A 20126-nucleotide genomic window follows, 5' to 3' on the forward strand; every position below is an offset into this window, starting at 1 on the left:
GAAAGGGCTCCGGTACGGACAGAGAGTCGTAGGTACTGCTACGCCGAAAGCCCGTATCGCCTCTGCAGAAGCCGGACAGCCTGGAAAGCGCGCAATCCGTTTCCGGAGAGACGCCTCGACAACCGAGGGGACATGCAACAGACGCGAGCGCGGCCTGCTAGGTCTGAGGCGCGCAGGCTCGCAGCGCAACTTGTAGCATACGGGGGCAGCCGGACAGGGTCAATGCGCGCAGGCGCGGACCGGGGGCACCACGGCCCCGTGACGGCCCTGTACCGGAGCAACTCCTGTTCTCCGAGGCGTGTTCGGACCGATCGGCCCGAACACGATACGGCAGTGCGGCAAGGCGTCGCGCACGCGCGTCCGTACCGCGGTACCCCTCCTGGTGCGTACCGCGTGCGGCGAGTGAAGGCAAACTACAACGACGGGCACGATGAGCCAAGAGATCCACGGAACCCACTCCAACGAACCCGCAGTACCCGCAGTACCCGCCGAACCCGCGGAACCCGCGGAGCCCGAAGCCACCCGCCGCGCGGCGGACGAGGCCGAGAGCAGCCGGGCCAGCCGCGGGTGGTGGGACCGCAACGCCGACGAGTACCAGAACGATCACGGCGGTTTCCTGGGGGACGACCGCTTCGTCTGGGGCCCGGAGGGGCTGGACGAGGCGGAGGCCGCCCTGCTGGGGCCCGCCTCCTCCCTCAAGGGCCTCGACGTCCTGGAGATCGGCGCCGGGGCCGCCCAGTGCTCGCGCTGGCTGGCCGGGCAGGGCGCCCGCCCGGTGGCGCTCGACCTCTCCCACCGCCAGCTCCAGCACGCCCTGCGGATCGGCGAGGGCATCCCGCTCGTCGAGGCGGACGCGGGCCGGCTCCCCTTCCGCGACGCCTCCTTCGACCTGGCCTGCTCCGCGTACGGGGCGGTGCCCTTCGTCGCCGACCCCGTCCAGGTCTTCCGCGAGGTCCGCAGGGTGCTGCGGCCCGGCGGGCGCTGGGTCTTCTCCGTGACGCACCCGATCCGCTGGGCGTTCCCGGACGAGCCGGGGCCCGAGGGCCTGTCCGTCGCCGCCTCGTACTTCGACCGCGTCCCCTACGTCGAGCAGGACGAACAGGGCGACGCCGTCTATGTGGAGCACCACCGCACGCTTGGTGACCGGGTGCGGGACGTGGTGGCGGGCGGGTTCCGGCTGGTCGACCTGGTCGAACCGGAATGGCCCGCGTGGAACGACCAGGAGTGGGGCGGCTGGTCCCCGCTGCGCGGCAACCTGATCCCGGGGACGGCGATCTTCGTGTGCGAGCGGGACTGACGTCTTCCCGAGGGAGGACCGCGTACGACACTGGGGGCGTGATCCGCACCGAAGCCCTGGACCGCCTCCCCGTCCGTACCGCCGTGCCCGCCCTGCGGCGCGCGCTCGACGACCGGGGCGTCGCCGTCCTGTGCGCACCGCCCGGCACCGGCAAGACGACCCTCGTTCCGCTGGTCCTGGCCGGGCTGACCGACCACGGCCCGGTACGCCGGGTCGTGGTCGCCGAGCCGCGCCGGATCGCCGCGCGGGCGGCGGCGCGGCGGATGGCGTGGCTGCTGGGCGAGCGGCCGGGCGGCCGGATCGGCTTCACCGTGCGCGGGGAGCGCGTGGTCGGGCGGGAGACGGTGGTGGAGGTGGTGACCACCGGGGTGCTGCTCCAGCGGCTCCAGCGCGACCAGGAGCTGGCCGGGGTCGATGTGGTGATCATCGACGAGTGCCACGAACGCCATCTGGACGCGGACACGGTCGCCGCCTTCCTCCTGGACGTACGGGAGGCGATCCGGCCCGATCTGCGGCTGGTGGCGGCCTCCGCGACGACGGACGCGCAGGGGTGGGCGCGGCTGCTGGGCGACGCCCCGGTGATCGAGGCGCAGGGGGTCTCGCATCCGGTGGAGGTGGTCTGGGCGCCGCCCGCCCGTCCGGTGAAGCCTCCGCACGGGATGCACGTAGATCCGGCGCTGCTCACGCAGGTGGCCGCCACCGTGCGGCGGGCCCTCACGGAGCGTGAAGGGGATGTGCTCTGCTTCCTGCCCGGCGTCGGGGAGATCGCGCGGGTGGCCGGGCAGCTCGCGGGGGTGGACGCGGAGGTGCTCCAGGTGCACGGGCGCGCCCCGGCCGCCGTGCAGGACGCGGTGCTCGCCGGGTCCTCCGGGGGGCGGCGGGTGGTCCTGGCGACCTCGGTGGCGGAATCGTCGCTGACGGTGCCGGGTGTGCGGGTCGTCGTCGACTCGGGCCTCGCCCGGGAACCCCGTACCGACCACGCCCGGGGCCTGAGCGCCCTGACGACCGTACGGGCCTCCCAGGCGGCCGGGCGGCAGCGCGCGGGCCGGGCGGGGCGGGAGGCGCCGGGGGCCGTCTACCGGTGCTGGGACCAGGCCGAGGACGGGCGGCTCGCCCGCTTCCCCTCGCCGGAGATCAAGCTCGCCGACCTCGCCGCGTTCGCGCTCCAGGCGGCGTGCTGGGGCACCCCGGACGCCTCTTCGCTCGCCCTGCTGGACCCGCCGCCCGCCGGGGCGATGGGCGCCGCCCGCGAGGTGCTGGAGGCGATCGGCGCGGTGGACGCGGCGGGCCGGGTCACGGCACGCGGCGTACGGATGTCCCGGCTCGGGCTGCACCCCCGGCTGGCCCGCGCCCTGCTGGACGGCGCCCGGGAGGCCGGGGCGCGGCGGGCCGCGGAGGTGGTGGCGCTGCTGAGCGAGGAGCCGCCGAGGGAGTACGGGGACGATCTGGCGGCGGCGCTGCGGACCGCCCGCCGGGGGCAGGACGGGTACGCGGGGCGCTGGAAGCAGGAGGTGCGGCGGCTGTCGTCGTCGCTGGGCTCCGAACCCTCCGACAGGAGGGGCGGCGGTGGCTCCGACTCCGGCGGCACCACGGGCGGCGGCTTCGATGACGCCGTCGTCGGGCTCGTCGCCGCCCTGGCCTTCCCCGAACGGGTGGCCAGGGCCCGGGGCGACGGGGCCTTCCTCATGGTGTCGGGGACGGGCGCGGAGCTGCGGGACACCTCGCGGCTGCGCAGCGCGCCCTGGCTGGCCGTCGCCGTCGCGGACCGGCCCTCCCACGCGGCCTCGGCCCGGGTGCGGCTGGCGGCGGTGGTCGACGAGTCCACCGCGCTCCTGGCCGCCGGGCAGCTGCGGGTGCGGGGCGAGGAGGTCCGGTGGGTCGACGGCGACGTGGTGGCCCGGTCGGTGGACCGGGTGGGGGCGGTGGAGCTGGCGGTGCGGCCGCTGAAGCAGCCGGATCCGGAGCTGGTGCGCGAGGCGCTGGTGGCGGGGCTTCGGCGGGAGGGGCTCGGGCTGCTGCGGTGGACCCGGGACAGTGAACAGTTCCGGCTGCGCCTGGCGTTCCTGCACCGGGTGGTGGGCGCGCCGTGGCCGGACGTGTCGGACGCGGCGCTGCTGGCGGAGACCGAGGCGTGGCTGGAGCCGGAGCTGTCGCGGGCGCGGCGGCGGGCGGACCTGGGGCGGATCGACGCGGGGCAGGCGCTGCGCCGGCTGCTGCCGTGGGCGACGGGTGAGGCGGTGCGGCTGGACGAGCTGGCGCCGGAGCGGATCGAGGTGCCGAGCGGCTCCCGTATCCGGGTCGAGTACGGCGGCGAGCAGCCCGTCCTGGCGGTGAAGCTCCAGGAGTTGTTCGGGCTGGGCGAGACACCCCGGGTGGCCGGGGTGCCGGTCCTGTTCCACCTGCTCTCCCCCGCCGGGCGGCCCGCGGCCGTCACGGCGGACCTGGCGTCGTTCTGGCGGGACGGCTACAGGGCCGTACGGGCGGAGCTGCGCGGCCGCTACCCGAAGCACCCGTGGCCGGAGGACCCCGCGACCGTACCGGCGACGCGGTACACCTCGGCGCGGCTCAAGCGCCCGTAGCATCCGCCGGCCGCCGCGACCGCGCCTCCAGCCACAGCGCGAGCGCGAGCAGTCCGATGCCGAGGCCCAGGAAAGCCCACGGCAGGTACGAGGTGAGCAGGAGGACCAGGACGCGCTGGGACTTCACCAGGTCGACGGTGTCCGCGATGTAGTCCTCGCGCATCTTCACATGGCCGGAGAACGCGGTGACGGTGTCCTCGGACATGCCCATCCTCTTCGCGTTACGCAGCTCCTCCCGGTGGATCTCCTCGCCGTTGACCGGGGCTCCGGTGACCGGCTCGACCCAGAACATGCGCCGGGTGGTGTACCAGCGGGTCATGCCGGTCCGTGCGATCTGCTCGGCGGTGACGCCCTCGATGGGCATCTTCTTCGGCATCGGGGCCCTGGTCCACGGGACGGTCTGCTCGAAGTAGTAGACCTCCAGGCCGCGGAAGGTGCGGGTGCCCCGGTAGCGGATGGGCGCGGTGGTGCGGCTCTGGGCGTCGAAGTACTCGTAGTCCCGCTTCTCCGTGCGGAAGGGCCACTTGAACTCGATGCCCTCGCGCCGGACCGGGTCGCCGTCGACCATCTCCCCGGTGGCGGTGACGGGGGCCTGGGTGTGGGCGTCGAAGATGTAGCGCTCGGGGATCTCGGAGACCATCGTGCCGTCGGGGCCCTGGATGTAGGAGAGCGCGTCCCAGACGACGACGTCCCGCCCGGCGCTGCGTTCGATCCTCTCGGACTCCTCCACGTTGCCCTTGAGCGTCGTGTAGTCGAGGAGGGTGGCGGGCTTCGCCTCCAGGACGACTTCCTGGTACTGGTTCGGCGGCACCTTGGCCAGGCGGGGGAAGGCGTACCAGCGCAGCAGCGGCGACAGGGCGGTGAAGAACACGGCGAAGGCCAGGAGGACGAGACCGGCTCGGCGGCGCATGGTGGTGACCTCTCCCTCTGCGGAGTTACCTCTTGGGGCCCGGGACGGTGGTGAGCAGGGGTTTCGGCGAGGTCTCGCCCGGCGGGGAGCCGACGGCGGAGATCGTGAACACGAGCGCCAGGGCGGCGGCCAGTCCGATGGCGGCGGCGACGAGGACACGCATGCTCGACCTCCCGGGACAGCGATCTGATGGTCCGTCAGGGGTGGGGCACCGTAGCAACCGGGGCGCGAGATGAGAACACGGACGACAGCCCCCGCGCCGGGCGGGCGCGGGGGCTGTCGGGAGAGCGGGTCGGCTCAGGCCTCGGAGGGTGCAGTCTCCTCGGCCGCCGCCACGGTCAGCTCGACGACGAGCGTGGCACCGCCCTCGGTGGTGAGGAGCAGCTGGTACGTGCCCGGGTTCGCGTCGGCGAAGAGGTCCGGGAGCCGGAGCACACCGTCGGCGCCCGTCGTGAGGGCCAGGGTGCGCAGCGGCTTGCCCGCCGCGTCCTTGAAGTGCGGGCCCTGGTCGTTCTCGACGGGCTTGCCGGCGTCCGCGACCAGCGTGGCGGTGACGGGCACTCCGGCGGCGGCAGCGCCCTTGTACGTGGCCTTGAGGGTCACGGCGTCCGCGAACTTCTCGCCGGGCGCGGCGACGAGCGCCTTGCCGTCGGTCCGTACGATCGCGTCGGCCCGGCGGGCGGTGACGCTCGCCGCATAGGTCAGGGTGCGCGGCCGGCCGGTGCCCGCGGTGGCGGTCACGGTGAACTCACCGGTCCTCTCACCCGCCTTGAGCGCCGGCGCGGTGGCGGTGCCGTCGCCCCGGCTGATCACCGTGACCGTCTTCCTGCCGCCGTCGAAGAGCGTGCCGGTGGAGCCGGTGACGGTGAAGGTGACCGGCACCTTGGCCATCGGTGCGCCGAGGGCGTTGCGGGCGCGTACGGAGACCCGCTCGGCGAACGTCCCGCCCGCGGTGGCGGCGAGGGGGCCGGTGCCCGCGTTCTCCAGGGAGCCGAAGGTGTCGGCCGGGGGCGGGGTCGGCTTCGGGGGCGGCGTCGGCCGGGTGGGCGGAGTGGGCGTCGGGCTGGTGGAGCCGCCGCCGGGCTTCGAGGGGCCGGGGCCCGGCTTCGTACCCCCGGGCTTGGAGGACGGCGGGGAGGGCGTCGGGCTCGTCGTCCCGCCGGGGGTGGGGACGGGGCTCGGCGTCGGGGTGCTCGGCGCGGTGGGGAGGACTCCGCTGCCGTCGGGCACCTCGTGCGTGCCGCGCTGGTAGTACGCGAACCAGGAGCGGACCGTACGCAGGTACTCCGTCGAGCGGTTGTAGCTCAGCACGGCCCGGTCGAGATCGGCGGCGACGGCGAGGTCCCGGCCGCCCGCGCAGAGGTAACGTCCGGCGGCGAGCGCCGCGTCGTAGATGTTGTTGGGGTCCTTGCGGCCGTCGCCGTTCGCGTCCTGGCCCCAGCTGGCCCAGGTGGACGGGATGAACTGCATCGGGCCGACCGCGCGGTCGTGGAGGGCGTCGCCGTCGTACGCCCCGTCGTCGGTGTCCTTGATCAGCGCGAAGCCCTGGCCGTTGAGGGCCGGGCCGAGGATCGGGCTGGGGGTGGTGCCGTTCGCGTCGACCCGGCCGCCGCGGGCCTGGCCGGACTCGACCTTGCCGATCGCGGCGAGGAGCTGCCAGGGCAGCCGGCAGGCCGGATCGGTGGCGGCGACGCTCCGTTCGGCCTGCTTGTACGCGGCCAGGATCGACGCCGGAATGCCCGCTTCCGCACTGCCGGCGGCGGGGAGGTTGCTGGACGAACCGGGCCGGTCGGGCGTGACGAGGGGCGGAAGGTCGGTGTAGTACGGCGAGTTGCCCGTGGCGGCAGCGTCCTCCGGGCCGCCCGACTCACCGCCGGCCGCCTGCTGGTCGCCGCCGGCCGCGGGTCCGTCGGCCAGCGGGGCCGCCGGGGCCCCGGACGCGGCGAGCGCCGCCACGGCGGCCGCCGCCACCGCGGTGGTCGTGGCCCCCTTGCGCAGACGTCGTCGAATGTGCGCTGCCATACGTTCCGGTCCCTCCCCCTCGAAGGCTGCTCACGCTCCCCAGCGCAAGGCTCAAGCGACCCTACGGCAACTTGTGGCGCCCAGGCACCGTACCCTGACCGCTTCTTACTGTTTTTTCACGTTCCCGCACATACGTGGTCCAGGAGGGCAACGGAGGGTGCCCTGACGGTCGGTGCCCGGTCGTTCCCGCATACTTGCCGCCATGCCGTTCACGCTCAGCCACGCCGCCGCCGTGCTTCCGGCCATCCGCCGGAACGGGACCGCCCGGTCGCCGCTGCTCCCCTCGGCGCTCGTCGCCGGTTCGTTCGCGCCCGACATCACCTACTTCGCGGACACCGTGATCCCGGGGGCGATGAGGTTCGGCGACTTCACGCACACCTTCCTCGGTGTGGTCACCGTGAACGTGCTGATCGCCGCGGTGCTGGTGGCGGTGTGGGCGCTGCTGCGCGAACCGCTGGTGGCGCTGTTGCCGGTACGGGCCCAGGGCCGCGTCCACACCTTCGTACGGGGACAGCGGTGGACCCGGGAGTCGTTCGGGCCGTCCGCCTGGCTGTGGTTCGGGGCGTCCGCCGCACTCGGCGCGGCCACGCATGTGGTGTGGGACGCGTTCACCCATCACAGCCGGTGGGGGACGGAGGCGCTGCCGTTCCTCGACCGGAGCGTCGGGGGCTTCCCGCTCTACCAGTTCGCGCAGTACGGCAGTTCGGCGGCGGCCCTCGTGGTGCTCGGCTGGTTCGTCGTCACCGGTCTGCGGCGCACGGCCGCTGCCCCGGTACCGGAGGCACCCCCGGCGCTCGGCCGGGGCGGACGGCGGGGCGCGCTCGGGCTGCTGGCGCTCTGTGTGGTGCTGGGCCTGGTCCACCGGTGCGTGCGCTGGTACGCCTACTTCGGGCGCGTCGGGAACCCGCTCGACATCATCCCGACCGCCTGCTTCGGCGCGGGCGCCGGGCTGGCGGCCGGACTGCTGCTGTACGGGGGGTGGATGCGGGTGCTGCGCGGGCGGCGGCCGACGGAGGGCCCGGGGCAGGGGCCCGTACCGGACGCGGCCCGTACAGACGGGGCCCGTACAGACGGGGCCCGTACAGACGGGGCCCGTACAGACGGGGCCCGTACAGACGCGTCCGCAGGACGGTAGTCAGGCGGGCCGACGTAGGCGGGCGTACGTAGACGGACGGACGCAGGCGGGCGGGCAGACGCAGGCGGGCCCGGAACCGTGGTGCGGTTCCGGGCCCTTTCGTCGGGCGCGGCTCAGTGGGCCGCCGACTCCCAGTCCTTGCCGACGCCGACCGAGACGTCCAGCGGCGCGCGCAGCTCGACGGCGTGGGCCATCTCGTGGCGCAGGATCTGCTCCACCTGCTTCCGCTCGCCCTTGGCGATCTCCAGCACGATTTCGTCGTGGACCTGGAGCAGCATCCGCGAGGTCAGCTCCGCCTCCCGCAGCGCCCGGTCCACCCGCAGCATCGCCACCTTCACGATGTCCGCCGCGGTGCCCTGGATCGGGGCGTTGAGCGCCATCCGCTCGGCGGCCTCGCGGCGCTGGCGGTTGTCGCTGTTCAGGTCGGGGAGATAGCGGCGGCGGCCGAGGATCGTCTCCGTGTAGCCGGTGGCCCGGGCCTCCTCGACGACCCGGTGGAGGTAGTCCCGTACGCCGCCGAACCGCTCGAAGTAGGTGTCCATCAGCACCCGGGCCTCGGCGGGGTCGATGTTCAGCTGCTGGGAGAGGCCGAACGCGGACAGGCCGTAGGCCAGGCCGTACGACATGGCCTTGATCTTGCGGCGCATCTCCGCGTCGACGGCGCTCTTGCCGACACCGAAGACCTGCGAGGCGACCGTGGTGTGCAGGTCCTCGCCGGAGGTGAACGCCTCGATGAGACCGGCGTCCTCGGAGAGGTGCGCCATGACCCGCAGCTCGATCTGGCTGTAGTCCGCCGTCATCAGCGTCTCGAAGCCCTCACCGACGACGAAGCCCCGGCGGATCGCCCGGCCCTCGTCGGTGCGCACCGGGATGTTCTGCAGATTGGGGTCGGTGGAGGAGAGCCGGCCGGTCGCCGCCACCGTCTGGTTGAACGTGGTGTGGATGCGGCCGTCGGCCGCGATCGTCTTGATCAGGCCCTCGACCGTGACCCGGAGCTTCGCCTGCTCGCGGTGGCGCAGCATCAGGACCGGCAGCTCGTGCTCGGTCTGCGCGGCCAGCCAGGCCAGCGCGTCCGCGTCCGTGGTGTATCCGGTCTTGGTCTTCTTCGTCTTCGGCAGGGCCAGCTCGCCGAAGAGGATCTCCTGGAGCTGCTTGGGCGAACCGAGGTTGAACTCGCGGCCCACCGCCGCGTGCGCCTCCTTCACCGCCTGCTGCACGGTCCCGGCGAACTGCTGCTCCATGGACTCCAGGTGGGCCCGGTCCGCGGCGATGCCGTGCCGCTCCAGGCGGGCCAGGAGGATCGAGGTCGGCAGCTCCATGTCGTGGAGCAGCTCGGTGGCGTTGACCTCCTTCAGACGGGCGGTGAACGCCTCGCCCAGGTCGAGCACGGCGCGGGCCTGCGCCATCAGGGCGTCCGCCTCCGCCCGGTCGTCCGCGCCGAAGGCCAGCTGCCCGTCGGAGGAGGCGGCCGGGGCCAGCTCGCGGCCCAGATACTCCACGGTCAGCGCGTCCAGGGCGAAGGAGCGGCGGCCCGGCTTCACCAGATACGCGGCGAGCGCGGTGTCCATCGTGACGCCTTCGAGCCGCCAGCCCATCTCCGGGAAGACCCGCATCACGTTCTTCGCGTTGTGCAGGACCTTCGGCCGCCCGGCATCGGCCACCCAGGCGGCGAACGCCCGCTCGTCGGCCTCCTCCAGCTGGGTCGGGTCCAGCCAGGCGGCCGTCCCGTCGGCGGCGGCGAGCGCGACCTCGGTGACCGTGCCGGAGCCGAGGGACCAGGTGTCGACGGTCATCACGCCGAGCGGCTGAGCGCCGTGCGCCTCCAGCCACGGGGCGACCTCACCGGAGCCGAGCACCACCCCGTCCAGCTCGATACCGGCGGCGGGGGCGGGCGGCTCGGCCTCCGCCGCGCCCGGGTCGACGGCGAGGAGGCGCTCGCGCAGGCTCGGGTTGCGGATCTCCAGTATGTCCAGGATGCCGGTGACCGCCGTGCGGTCGTAGGGGGCGCGCTCCAGACCGGCCGGGGACTTCGGCAGCTCCACGTCCCGGACCATCTCGGTCAGCACCCGGTTCATCTTCACCGCGTCCAGGTGGTCCCGGAGATTCTGCCCGGCCTTGCCCTTGACCTCGTCCGCCCGCTCCATCAGCTCGGTGAACGAACCGAACTGGTTGATCCACTTCGCGGCCGTCTTCTCACCGACCCCCGGGATGCTCGGCAGGTTGTCGGACGGGTCGCCGCGCAGGGCCGCGAAGTCCGGATACTGCTGCGGGGTGAGCCCGTACTTCTCGAAGATCTTCTCCGGGGTGAACCGGGTCAGCTCCGAGACCCCCTTGGTGGGGTAGAGCACGGTCACGTTCTCCGTGATCAGCTGGAAGGAGTCCCGGTCGCCGGTGACGATCAGCACCTCGAACCCGGCCGCCTCGGCCTGGGTCGCCAAGGTCGCGATGACGTCGTCCGCCTCGAACCCGTCCACCGCGAACCGGTCCGCGCGCATCGCGTCCAGCAGCTCGCCGATCAGCTCGACCTGCCCCTTGAACTCGTCGGGGGTCTTGGAGCGGTTCGCCTTGTACTCCGGGAACTCCTGCGCACGCCAGGTCTTGCGGGACACGTCGAACGCGACCGCGAAGTGCGTGGGCGCCTCGTCACGCAGGGTGTTCGCCAGCATCGACATGAAGCCGTACACGGCGTTCGTCGGCTGCCCCACCGCCGTCGTGAAATTCTCCGCGGGCAGGGCGAAGAACGCCCGGTACGCCAGGGAGTGCCCGTCCATGAGGAGCAGACGCGGTCGGTTGTCTGCCGTCTTCTTCGATGCCGTCTCAGCCACGCCCTCGATCCTGCCACGCCCCACTGACAATCCGGACCGGACCGGGGGTGTCCGGCCGTGACAGGATCGACAGTGAGGAAATACGACCGAGGAAAAAGCGCTCGAAGAGGAGCAGCATCATGGCCAGCAAGCCGCCGACCGGTGATCCGGTCCAGGACGCCCCGCAGGTCGAGCCCGCCCCGCACGCCGCCGCCGGGCTGCCCGCCGTCGCCCATTCCCTGCGCATCGCCCAGCAGCAGATGGGGGTGCGCCGCGCCGCGCAGACCCTCCTCAAGGTCAACCAGAAGGACGGCTTCGACTGCCCCGGCTGCGCCTGGCCCGAGGGCGAGAAGCGGCACACCGCCGAATTCTGCGAGAACGGGGCGAAGGCCGTCGCCGAGGAGGCGACGCTGCGGCGCGTCACCCCCGACTTCTTCGCCGCCCACCCCGTCGCCGACCTCGCCGGGCGCAGCGGCTACTGGCTGGGCCAGCAGGGCCGGATCACCCAGCCGGTGTACCTCCCCGAAGGTGCCGACCGGTACGAGGCCATCACCTGGGAGCGCGCGTTCGGGATCATCGCCGAGGAGCTGACCGCCCTCGGCTCCCCCGACGAGGCCCTCTTCTACACCTCGGGCCGCACCAGCAACGAGGCCGCGTTCCTCCTCCAGCTCTTCGCCCGCGAGTTCGGCACCAACAACCTCCCCGACTGCTCCAACATGTGCCACGAGTCGTCCGGCTCGGCGCTCGTGGAGACCATCGGCATCGGCAAGGGCAGCGTCTCCCTGGAGGACCTCCACCAGGCCGACCTGATCATCGTCGCCGGACAGAACCCCGGCACCAACCACCCCCGGATGCTCTCGGCCCTGGAGAAGGCCAAGAGCGCCGGGGCGAAGATCATCTCGGTGAACCCGCTCCCCGAAGCCGGCATGGAGCGGTTCAAGAACCCCCAGACACCGCACGGCATGCTGAAGGGCACCCCGCTCAACGACCTCTTCCTCCAGATCCGCATCGGCGGCGACCAGGCCCTCTTCCGCCTCCTGAACAAGCTGATCCTGGCCACCGAGGGCGCGGTCGACACCGCGTTCGTCACCGAACACACCCACGGCTTCGAGGAGTTCGCCCAGGCCGCCGAAGCCGCCGACTGGGACGAGACCCTCAGCGCCACCGGCCTCACCCGCGCAGAGATCGAACAGACCCTCGCCCTCGTCCTCGCCTCGCGACGCACCATCGTCTGCTGGGCCATGGGCCTCACCCAGCACAAACACTCCGTGCCCACGATCCGCGAAGTCGTCAACTTCCTCCTGCTGCGCGGCAACATCGGCCGCCCCGGCGCCGGGGTCTGCCCGGTGCGCGGCCACTCCAACGTGCAGGGCGACCGCACCATGGGCATCTTCGAGCGGCCCGCACCGGCCTTCCTCGACGCCTTGGACAGGGAGTTCGGCATCACCTCGCCCCGCCACCACGGCCTGGACGTGGTGCGTTCCATCCAGGCCCTGCGCGACGGCGAGGCCAAGGTGTTCTTCGCGATGGGCGGCAACTTCGTCGCCGCCACCCCCGACACCGCCGTCACCGAGGCCGCGATGCGCCGCGCCCGCCTCACCGTCCATGTGTCGACCAAGCTCAACCGCTCCCACGCCGTCACCGGCACCCGCGCGCTGATCCTGCCGACGCTCGGCCGCACCGACAAGGACGTCCAGGCGAGCGGCAAGCAGTTCGTCACCGTCGAGGACTCCATGGGCATGGTCCACGCCTCCCGCGGCAACCTCGCCCCCGCGAGCCCCCACCTGCTCTCCGAGCCGGCCATCGTCGCCCGCCTCGCCCGTGCGGTCCTCGGCACCGACTCCCGTACCGAGTGGGAGGCCTTCGAGCGGGACTACGCCACCATCCGCGACCGCATCTCCCGGGTCGTCGCGGGCTTCGAGGACTTCAACACCCGCATCGCCCGCCCCGGCGGCTTCGCCCTCCCCCACGCCCCCCGCGACGAGCGCCGCTTCCCCACCGCCACCGGCCGCGCCAACTTCACCGCCGCCCCCGTCGAGTTCCCCGAACTCCCCGAAGGCAGGCTCCTGTTGCAGACCCTGCGCTCCCACGACCAGTACAACACCACCATCTACGGCCTGAACGACCGCTACCGCGGCATCAAGGGCGGGCGCCGCATCGTCATGGTCAACCCCGACGACGCGGCCGCCCTCGGCCTCACCGACGGCTCCTACACCGACCTCGTCAGCGAGTGGAAGGACGGCGTGGAACGCCGCGCGGAAGGCTTCCGCGTCGTCCACTACCCCACCGCCCGTGGCTGCGCCGCCGCCTACTACCCCGAGACCAACGTCCTGGTCCCGCTCGGCTCCACGGCGGACATCAGCAACACCCCGGCCAGCAAGTCGGTCGTCGTCCGCTTCGAGACCCCCCGGAGCGACCGGGAACCCACCACCCCCTAAGCGTCCGCTCAGCCGTCTGGTAAGAACAGTGCACACAGCCATGCACCAGCGCAGACGATCGGAGCCGGACCCATGGGCGAGCACACCGCACCCACGTTCCCTGAGGAAGTCATCGAGGAGTACGCGGCCCTCGGCATCGACCTCCCCGCCCTCTTCTCCGCCGGCCACCTCGGCGAACGCATGGGCGTGACCATCGTCGAGGCCGCCGCCGACCGCGTCGTCGGCACCATGCCCGTCGAGGGCAACACCCAGCCCTACGGCCTCCTGCACGGCGGCGCCTCCGCCGTCCTCGCCGAGACCCTCGGCTCCATCGGCTCCATGCTGCACGGCGGCGCGGGCAGGATCGCCGTCGGCGTCGACCTGAACTGCACCCACCACCGAGGAGCCCGCAGCGGCCTCGTCACCGGCGTCGCCACCCCCGTACACCGCGGCCGCTCGACCGCCACGTACGAGATCGTCATCACCGACGAACAGGACAAGCGGGTCTGCACCGCCCGCCTCACCTGCCTCCTGCGCGACGCCCCCCGCCCCGACGCCGGCTGACACCCGCACCCCACCAACACCCCGCGTCACCCCCCGTACCACCACGCAAGGCCCCACTGCCCGGCCGGAATCGCACCTCGCATTCCGCCCGGGCAGCGCCATATCACCACCAAATCCGCCGCGTCGATCACCACACTCGGTCAACACCCTTGACGGCACGCGGCGCTGCATGAGCCACTCAGCAGCCACATTGGCCTCAGCGGACTCGAACGCACCTTCGCCGTTGTGACACTGCGTAACAAGCACGAAATGCGGAAACCGGCCGCCCACCCCGGCCCGAGGCCACCGGGGCACTCCGGCACGCCCGCCGCCGCCCCACCCCGCGTCAGCACCAAGATCACCCCAAGCCCCTTAGCAGAGCTGCGTGTTCTCAGCATGTGGTCATTCCACACTCCGTGCTAAAGCCACACATCCACCCCCAGGAACCTCAAACCTTGCTCAAGGGCATAACAAGAGAGTCACATCCGTCGCCGACCCGTCCCGGACGCCCCCAGCTGCGCTTAGAGTCACCGCCAGTCACCGCGCCGCCGGGCGCGTCTGCTGCACGGCCCCTGTACCGCCCCCAGTACGGCCCGGCGACCGACACGGCACCTCAAGCAGAGGAGGCCGCGCCAGGGAAAGGACTTTTCGTGCGACACCGTTCTTTGCTCATACTCACCGCAGTGCTCACCACCGGAGCACTCACCCTCACCGCCTGCGGTTCGCGCGACGACAGCAACGGCGACGGCGGCGGCGGCGACGGCGGCACCCAGACCGTCGTCATCGGAGTCGACGCCCCGCTCACCGGCGACCTCTCCGCCCTCGGCCTCGGCATCAAGAACTCCGCCGACCTCGCCGTCAAGCAGGCCAACGCCAAGAAGTACGTCGACGGCGTCACCTTCAAGATCGAAGCCCTCGACGACCAGGCCCAGCCGTCCTCCGGACAGCAGAACGCCACCAAGCTCGTCGCCAACGAGGAAGCCCTCGGCGTCGTCGGCCCGCTGAACTCCTCCGTCGGCGAGTCCATGCAGAAGGTCCTGGCCGACGCCAAGCTCGTCCAGGTCTCCCCGGCCAACACCTCGCCCTCCCTCACCCAGGGCCAGAAGTGGAACGGCGGCACCAAGGCCCGCCCGTTCGCCTCCTACTTCCGCACTGCGACCACGGACGCCGTCCAGGGCCCCTTCGCGGCGCAGTACCTCTTCAACGACGCCAAGAAGAAGAACGTCTTCGTCATCGACGACAAGAAGACCTACGGCGCCGGCCTGGCCGCCACCTTCAAGGCCGAGTTCGAGAAGCTCGGCGGCAAGGTCGCCGGCACCGAGCACATCGACCCCGAGACCAAGGACTTCTCCTCGGTCGCCACCAAGGTCAAGAGCTCCGGCGCCGACGTCGTCTACTACGGCGGCGAATACCCCGCGGCCGGCCCGCTGAGCAAGCAGATCAAGAAGGCCGGAGCCAAGATCCCGGTCGTCGGCGGCGACGGCATCTACAGCGCCGAATACATCAAGCTCTCCGGCGCGGAGGGCGTGGGCGACCTCGCCACCTCCGTCGGCGCACCGATCGACACCCTCCCCTCCGCCAAGGAGTTCGTCGCCAACTACGAGAAGGCCGGCTACAAGGAGCCCTTCGAGGCGTACGGCGGCTACTCCTACGACGCCGCCTGGTCGATCATCGAGGCCGTCAAGGCGGTCGCCGAGGCCAACGACGGCAAGCTCCCCAGCGACGCCCGCGCCAAGGTCGCCGAGGCCGTCGGCAAGGTCGACTTCGAAGGCGTGACCGGCAAGGTCTCCTTCGACGAGTTCGGCGACACCACCAACAAGCAGCTGACCGTCTACGAGTACAAGGACGGCGACTGGGCTGCGGTCAAGTCCGGCACCTTCACCGGCTGACCAACCAGCCTGACCTACCACCGGCCGCGCGAGGCGCCGCACCAGGCGCCCCGCGCGGCTCTATATTCGGCGAAAGACACGGAGGACCCGCGGTGAACGAACTGCCGCAACAGCTGGTCAACGGCCTGCTACTCGGATCGATGTACGGGCTGGTCGCTATCGGCTACACAATGGTCTACGGCATTGTCCAGCTCATCAACTTCGCCCATGGCGAGATCTTCATGACCGGCGGCTTCGGGGCCCTCACGGTCTGGCTCATACTCCCCAGCGGCACGACCATGCTGCTCGCACTCCCCCTCATGCTCATCGGCGCGATCCTCGTCGCCACCCTCATCGCGGTCGGAGCGGAACGATTCGCCTACCGGCCCCTGCGCGGCGGACCACGCCTCGCACCCCTCATCACCGCCATCGGCCTCTCGCTCGCCCTCCAGCAAGCCGTATGGGCCTGGTACCCGGGCGCCAAGTCCGCCCGCACCTTCCCCGAGATCCCCGGTGGCCCCTTCGAGCTCGGCCCCATCACCATCCAGACCGGTGACGTCTTCCTGCTCATCGCCGCCCCCCTGTCGATGGCCGTCCTCGGCTACTTCGTCATGAAGACCCGCACCGGCCGCGGCATGCAGGCCACCGCGCAGGACCCGGACACCGCCAAGCTCATGGGCATCAACACCGACCGCATCATCGTGGTCGCGTTCGCCCTCGGCGCCACCTTCGCCGCCATCGGCGCCGTCGCCTACGGCCTCAAGTACGGCGAAGTCCAGTTCCGCATGGGCTTCCTCCTCGGCCTCAAGGCCTTCACCGCAGCCGTCCTCGGCGGCATCGGCAACATCTACGGCGCCATGATCGGCGGCCTCACCCTCGGCGTCGCCGAGACCATGGCCGCCGCCTACATCGCCGAAGTCCCCGGCCTCGAACAGCTCGGCGGCCAGTCCTGGGCCAACGCCTGGGCGTTCGTACTCCTCATCCTCGTGCTCCTCTTCCGGCCCCAGGGCATCATGGGCGAGCGCGTCGCGGACAGGGCGTGATCACCATGACCACCACACAGACCACCACGGTCACCACACCCGCACAGGCCACCCCGGCCACCCGCGGCACCCTCACCCTCCCGCCGCACATCGCACGGGCCACCGCCACCGCCGGCGGCGCGCTCACCATCATCTCCGCCTTCCTCGCCTGGACCTGGACCTCCGCCTTCCCCGGCGACCTCACCGTCTACGGCTACCCCGGCGGCCTCCAGTGGCTGGTCCTGGTCAGCGGCGCCCTCCTCACCCTCTTCAGCCTCTCCTCCTACGGGATCAAGGGCCTGAACTGGCTCACCCCCCAAGGCGCCGACCCCGCGATCCGGCTCTCCGCCTACGCGGCCCTCGCCACCGCCTGGTTCACGATGATCGCCATCAGCGTCCAGCTCGGCGGCTTCGTCAACCTCGAACCCGGCGCCTACGTCGCCCTCGTCGCCACCCTCATCGGCTGGCTCGGCGCCCGCTCCCTGCCCTACCAGCGGCCCGAGCCCACCCCGGCCGACCCCGAAGACAGCGGCTTCGACCAGTTCAAGCACAACCTCAACAACCGCACAGCCGGGTACAAGGGCGCCTTCACCACCGGCACCGCCCAGCCCGCGAAGACCCTGCCCGCGTACCTCGAGATCCTGATCGTCGCGGTCGTCCTCGCCCTCGGCCTCGCCGTCTTCACCTACGGCATCACCACCGAGTACGACGAGCTGTTCATCGGCTTCCTCCTCACCGCCGGCTTCGGCTTCGCGGCGATCCAGAAAGCTGGCCTCATCCAGCGCGTCTCCACCCTCACCGCACGCCACCGCAACGTGACCCTCGTCGGCGCCTTCGTCGCCGCCGCGGCCTTCCCGTTCACCCAGTCCGACGACCAGTACGCGACCATCGGCGTCAACATCCTCATCTTCGCCACCGTCGCCCTCGGCCTGAACATCGTCGTCGGCCTCGCCGGCCTCCTTGACCTCGGCTACGTCGCCTTCCTCGGCGTCGGCGCCTACGCCGCCGCCATGGTCTCCGGCTCCCCGAGCTCCCCCTTCGGCATCCACCTGCCCTTCTGGCAGGCGATCCTCGTCGGCGCCACCGCCTCCATGGTCTTCGGCGTCCTCATCGGTGCCCCCACCCTGCGGCTACGCGGTGACTACCTCGCCATCGTCACCCTCGGCTTCGGTGAGATCTTCCGCATCGCCGTCCTCAACCTCGACGGCACCTCCGGACCCGACATCACCAACGGCTCCAACGGCATCTCCTCGATCCCGAACCTCAACCTGTTCGGCTTCGACTTCGGCGCCACCCACTCCATCGCCGGGTTCACCATCGGACGCTTCGCCAACTACTTCTTCCTGATGCTGCTCGTCACCCTCATCGTGGTCGTGGTCTTCCGGCGCAGCGCCGAATCCCGCATCGGCCGCGCCTGGGTCGCCATCCGCGAGGACGAGACCGCCGCCGAAGCCATGGGCATCAACGGCTTCCGCACCAAGCTCGTCGCCTTCGCCCTCGGCGCCACCCTCGCCGGCCTCGCCGGAGCCGTCCAGGCCCACGTCACCTACACCGTGACCCCCGAGCAGTACCAGTTCGCCCACGTCGTCCCGCCCAACTCGGCCTTCCTCCTCGCAGCGGTCGTCCTCGGCGGCATGGGCACCATCAGCGGCCCCCTCGTCGGCGGCGCACTCCTCTTCCTCATCCCGGCCAAGCTCCAGTTCATGAGCGACTTCCAGCTCTTCGCCTTCGGGCTCGCGCTGGTCCTCCTCATGCGCTTCCGCCCCGAGGGCCTCATCCCCAGCCGCCGCCAGCAGCTGGAATTCCACGAGAAGGACGAAGCACCCGCCACTCTCACCAAGGCAGGGGCCTGACGATGACCACCGACACCACCACCGCCGGGGCAGCAGCCGTGACCGCACCCGGCGAGACCGTCCTCGACGCCCGCGGCGTCACCATGCGATTCGGCGGCCTCACCGCCGTCCGGTCCGTCGACCTCACCGTCAACTCCGGCGAGATCGTCGGCCTCATCGGCCCCAACGGCGCCGGCAAGACCACCTTCTTCAACTGCCTCACCGGCCTCTACATCCCCACCGAAGGCGAAGTCCGCTACAAAGGCACCGTCCTCCCCGCCAAATCCCACAAGGTCACGGCAGCCGGCATCGCCCGCACCTTCCAGAACATCCGCCTCTTCTCCAACATGACCGTGCTGGAAAACGTCCTCGTCGGACGCCACACCCGCACCAAGGAAGGCCTCTGGTCCGCCCTCCTGCGCGGCCCCGGCTTCCACCGCGCCGAAGCCGAGTCCAAGGCCCGGGCCATGGAACTGTTGGAGTTCGTCGGCCTCCACCACAAGGCCGAACACCTCTCCCGCAACCTCCCCTACGGTGAACAGCGCAAGCTGGAGATCGCCCGCGCACTCGCCAGCGAGCCCGGCCTCCTCCTGCTCGACGAACCCACCGCCGGCATGAACCCCCAGGAGACCCGCGCGGCCGAAGAACTCATCTTCGCCATCCGCGACAAGGGCATCGCCGTCCTCGTCATCGAGCACGACATGCGCTTCATCTTCAACCTCTGCGACCGCGTCGCCTGCCTCGTCCAAGGCGAAAAACTCGTCGAAGGCACCGCCGCCGAAGTCCAGGGCGACGAACGCGTCGTCGCCGCCTACCTCGGCGAACCCTTCGAAGGCGACCCGGGCGCGGCAGAAGTCGCCGAGGTCGAAGCCGCCGAAGCCGCCGCGGCCACGGAGACCCCCGAGGCCACCGCCCCGGACACCACAGCCGCTCCGGCCACCTCCGGCGAGAGCACCAGCAAGGAGAACGACCGATGACCGCACTTCTCGAAGTCGAGGACCTGCGCGTCGCCTACGGCAAGATCGAGGCCGTCAAGGGAATCTCGTTCAAGGTCGACGAAGGCGAAGTCGTCACCCTCATCGGCACCAACGGCGCCGGCAAGACGACGACGCTGCGCACCCTCTCCGGACTGATCAAGCCCCTCACCGGCCAGATCAAGTTCAACGGCAAGTCCCTGCGCAAGATCCCGGCCCACCAGGTCGTGTCCCTCGGACTCGCCCACTCCCCCGAGGGCCGCCACATCTTCCCCCGCATGTCCATCGAGGACAACCTGCGCCTCGGCGCCTTCCTCCGCAAGGACAGCGACGGGATCAACAAGGACATCCAGCGCGCCTACGACCTCTTCCCCATCCTCGGGGAACGCCGCAAGCAGGCCGCCGGCACCCTCTCCGGCGGCGAGCAGCAGATGCTCGCCATGGGCAGGGCCCTGATGTCCCAGCCCAAGCTGCTCATGCTCGACGAGCCCTCCATGGGCCTCTCCCCGATCATGATGCAGAAGATCATGGCGACCATCACCGAACTGCGCGCCCAGGGCACCACCATCCTGCTCGTCGAGCAGAACGCCCAGGCGGCACTCTCGCTCGCCAACCACGCGCACGTGATGGAGGTCGGCAGCATCGTCCTCTCCGGCACCGGCCAGGACCTGCTGCACGACGACTCGGTCCGCAAGGCGTATCTGGGCGAGGACTGAGGTCCTT

General features: G+C 71.4%; 14 protein-coding genes. 10 read left to right on the forward strand and 4 right to left on the reverse strand.

All coding sequences use genetic code 11. The annotated features are described in order from the left end of the window. Positions 1-430: 430 nt before the first annotated feature. Positions 431-1297: a class I SAM-dependent methyltransferase gene (locus tag ACIQAK_RS00840; protein ID WP_366388436.1), complete on the forward strand. Its 867-nt coding sequence runs from the start codon at positions 431-433 to the stop codon at positions 1295-1297. A 38-nt stretch (positions 1298-1335) separates the two neighbouring features. After that, on the forward strand, positions 1336-3876 hold the full coding sequence (gene hrpB / locus ACIQAK_RS00845; RefSeq protein ID WP_366388435.1) for an ATP-dependent helicase HrpB: 2541 nt from the start codon (positions 1336-1338) through the stop codon (positions 3874-3876). Here hrpB and ACIQAK_RS00850 read toward each other — a convergent pair. The 3 genes from ACIQAK_RS00850 to ACIQAK_RS00860 all read right to left on the reverse strand — a co-directional run bounded on the left by ACIQAK_RS00850 (position 3863) and on the right by ACIQAK_RS00860 (position 6808). Next, a complete protein-coding gene (locus ACIQAK_RS00850) occupies positions 3863-4786 on the reverse strand; it encodes a DUF3068 domain-containing protein (protein ID WP_366388434.1) in 924 nt (307 codons plus the stop codon). The genes hrpB and ACIQAK_RS00850 overlap by 14 nt on opposite strands. A gap of 25 nt (positions 4787-4811) precedes the next feature. After that, positions 4812-4949: an SPW_0924 family protein gene (locus ACIQAK_RS00855; protein ID WP_366388433.1), complete on the reverse strand. Its 138-nt coding sequence runs from the start codon at positions 4947-4949 to the stop codon at positions 4812-4814. Positions 4950-5083: 134 nt separating this feature from the next. After that, complete coding sequence (locus ACIQAK_RS00860) at positions 5084-6808, reverse strand: lytic transglycosylase domain-containing protein (protein ID WP_366388432.1); 1725 nt, start codon at positions 6806-6808, stop codon at positions 5084-5086. 202 nt (positions 6809-7010) lie between these two features. Between ACIQAK_RS00860 and ACIQAK_RS00865 the strand changes: the two genes are divergently transcribed. Further along, positions 7011-7943, forward strand: coding sequence for a DUF4184 family protein (locus tag ACIQAK_RS00865; protein WP_366388431.1), 933 nt, complete (start codon positions 7011-7013; stop codon positions 7941-7943). 113 nt (positions 7944-8056) lie between these two features. On the opposite strand, the gene polA is transcribed toward ACIQAK_RS00865, so the two are convergent. Next, positions 8057-10768 (reverse strand): DNA polymerase I, encoded by a 2712-nt coding sequence (gene polA, locus ACIQAK_RS00870; RefSeq protein WP_366388430.1) that lies wholly within the window; start codon positions 10766-10768, stop codon positions 8057-8059. A 119-nt stretch (positions 10769-10887) separates the two neighbouring features. On the opposite strand from polA, the gene ACIQAK_RS00875 reads away from it, so the two are divergent. The 7 genes from ACIQAK_RS00875 to ACIQAK_RS00905 all read left to right on the forward strand — a co-directional run bounded on the left by ACIQAK_RS00875 (position 10888) and on the right by ACIQAK_RS00905 (position 20119). After that, positions 10888-13185, forward strand: a complete 2298-nt coding sequence (locus ACIQAK_RS00875) for an FdhF/YdeP family oxidoreductase (RefSeq protein WP_366388429.1) — start codon at positions 10888-10890, stop codon at positions 13183-13185. 72 nt (positions 13186-13257) lie between these two features. Next, positions 13258-13728: a hotdog fold thioesterase gene (locus ACIQAK_RS00880; RefSeq protein WP_366388428.1), complete on the forward strand. Its 471-nt coding sequence runs from the start codon at positions 13258-13260 to the stop codon at positions 13726-13728. Between the two features lie 629 nt (positions 13729-14357). Continuing rightward, positions 14358-15596 carry a branched-chain amino acid ABC transporter substrate-binding protein gene (locus ACIQAK_RS00885; RefSeq protein WP_366388427.1) on the forward strand — a complete coding sequence of 413 codons (1239 nt, stop codon included), beginning with the start codon at positions 14358-14360 and terminating at the stop codon, positions 15594-15596. Between the two features lie 92 nt (positions 15597-15688). Further along, positions 15689-16618 carry a branched-chain amino acid ABC transporter permease gene (locus ACIQAK_RS00890; protein WP_366388426.1) on the forward strand — a complete coding sequence of 310 codons (930 nt, stop codon included), beginning with the start codon at positions 15689-15691 and terminating at the stop codon, positions 16616-16618. Between the two features lie 5 nt (positions 16619-16623). Further along, positions 16624-18450: a branched-chain amino acid ABC transporter permease gene (locus tag ACIQAK_RS00895; RefSeq protein WP_366388425.1), complete on the forward strand. Its 1827-nt coding sequence runs from the start codon at positions 16624-16626 to the stop codon at positions 18448-18450. 2 nt (positions 18451-18452) lie between these two features. After that, complete coding sequence (locus ACIQAK_RS00900) at positions 18453-19406, forward strand: ABC transporter ATP-binding protein (RefSeq protein WP_366388424.1); 954 nt, start codon at positions 18453-18455, stop codon at positions 19404-19406. Next, positions 19403-20119: an ABC transporter ATP-binding protein gene (locus ACIQAK_RS00905; protein ID WP_366388423.1), complete on the forward strand. Its 717-nt coding sequence runs from the start codon at positions 19403-19405 to the stop codon at positions 20117-20119. Before ACIQAK_RS00900 ends, ACIQAK_RS00905 begins: the two co-directional genes overlap by 4 nt. The last annotated feature ends 7 nt before the right edge of the window (positions 20120-20126 follow it).

Source organism: Streptomyces sp. NPDC088706 (genome assembly GCF_044752765.1).
Classification (GTDB): Bacteria; Actinomycetota; Actinomycetes; order Streptomycetales; family Streptomycetaceae; genus Streptomyces.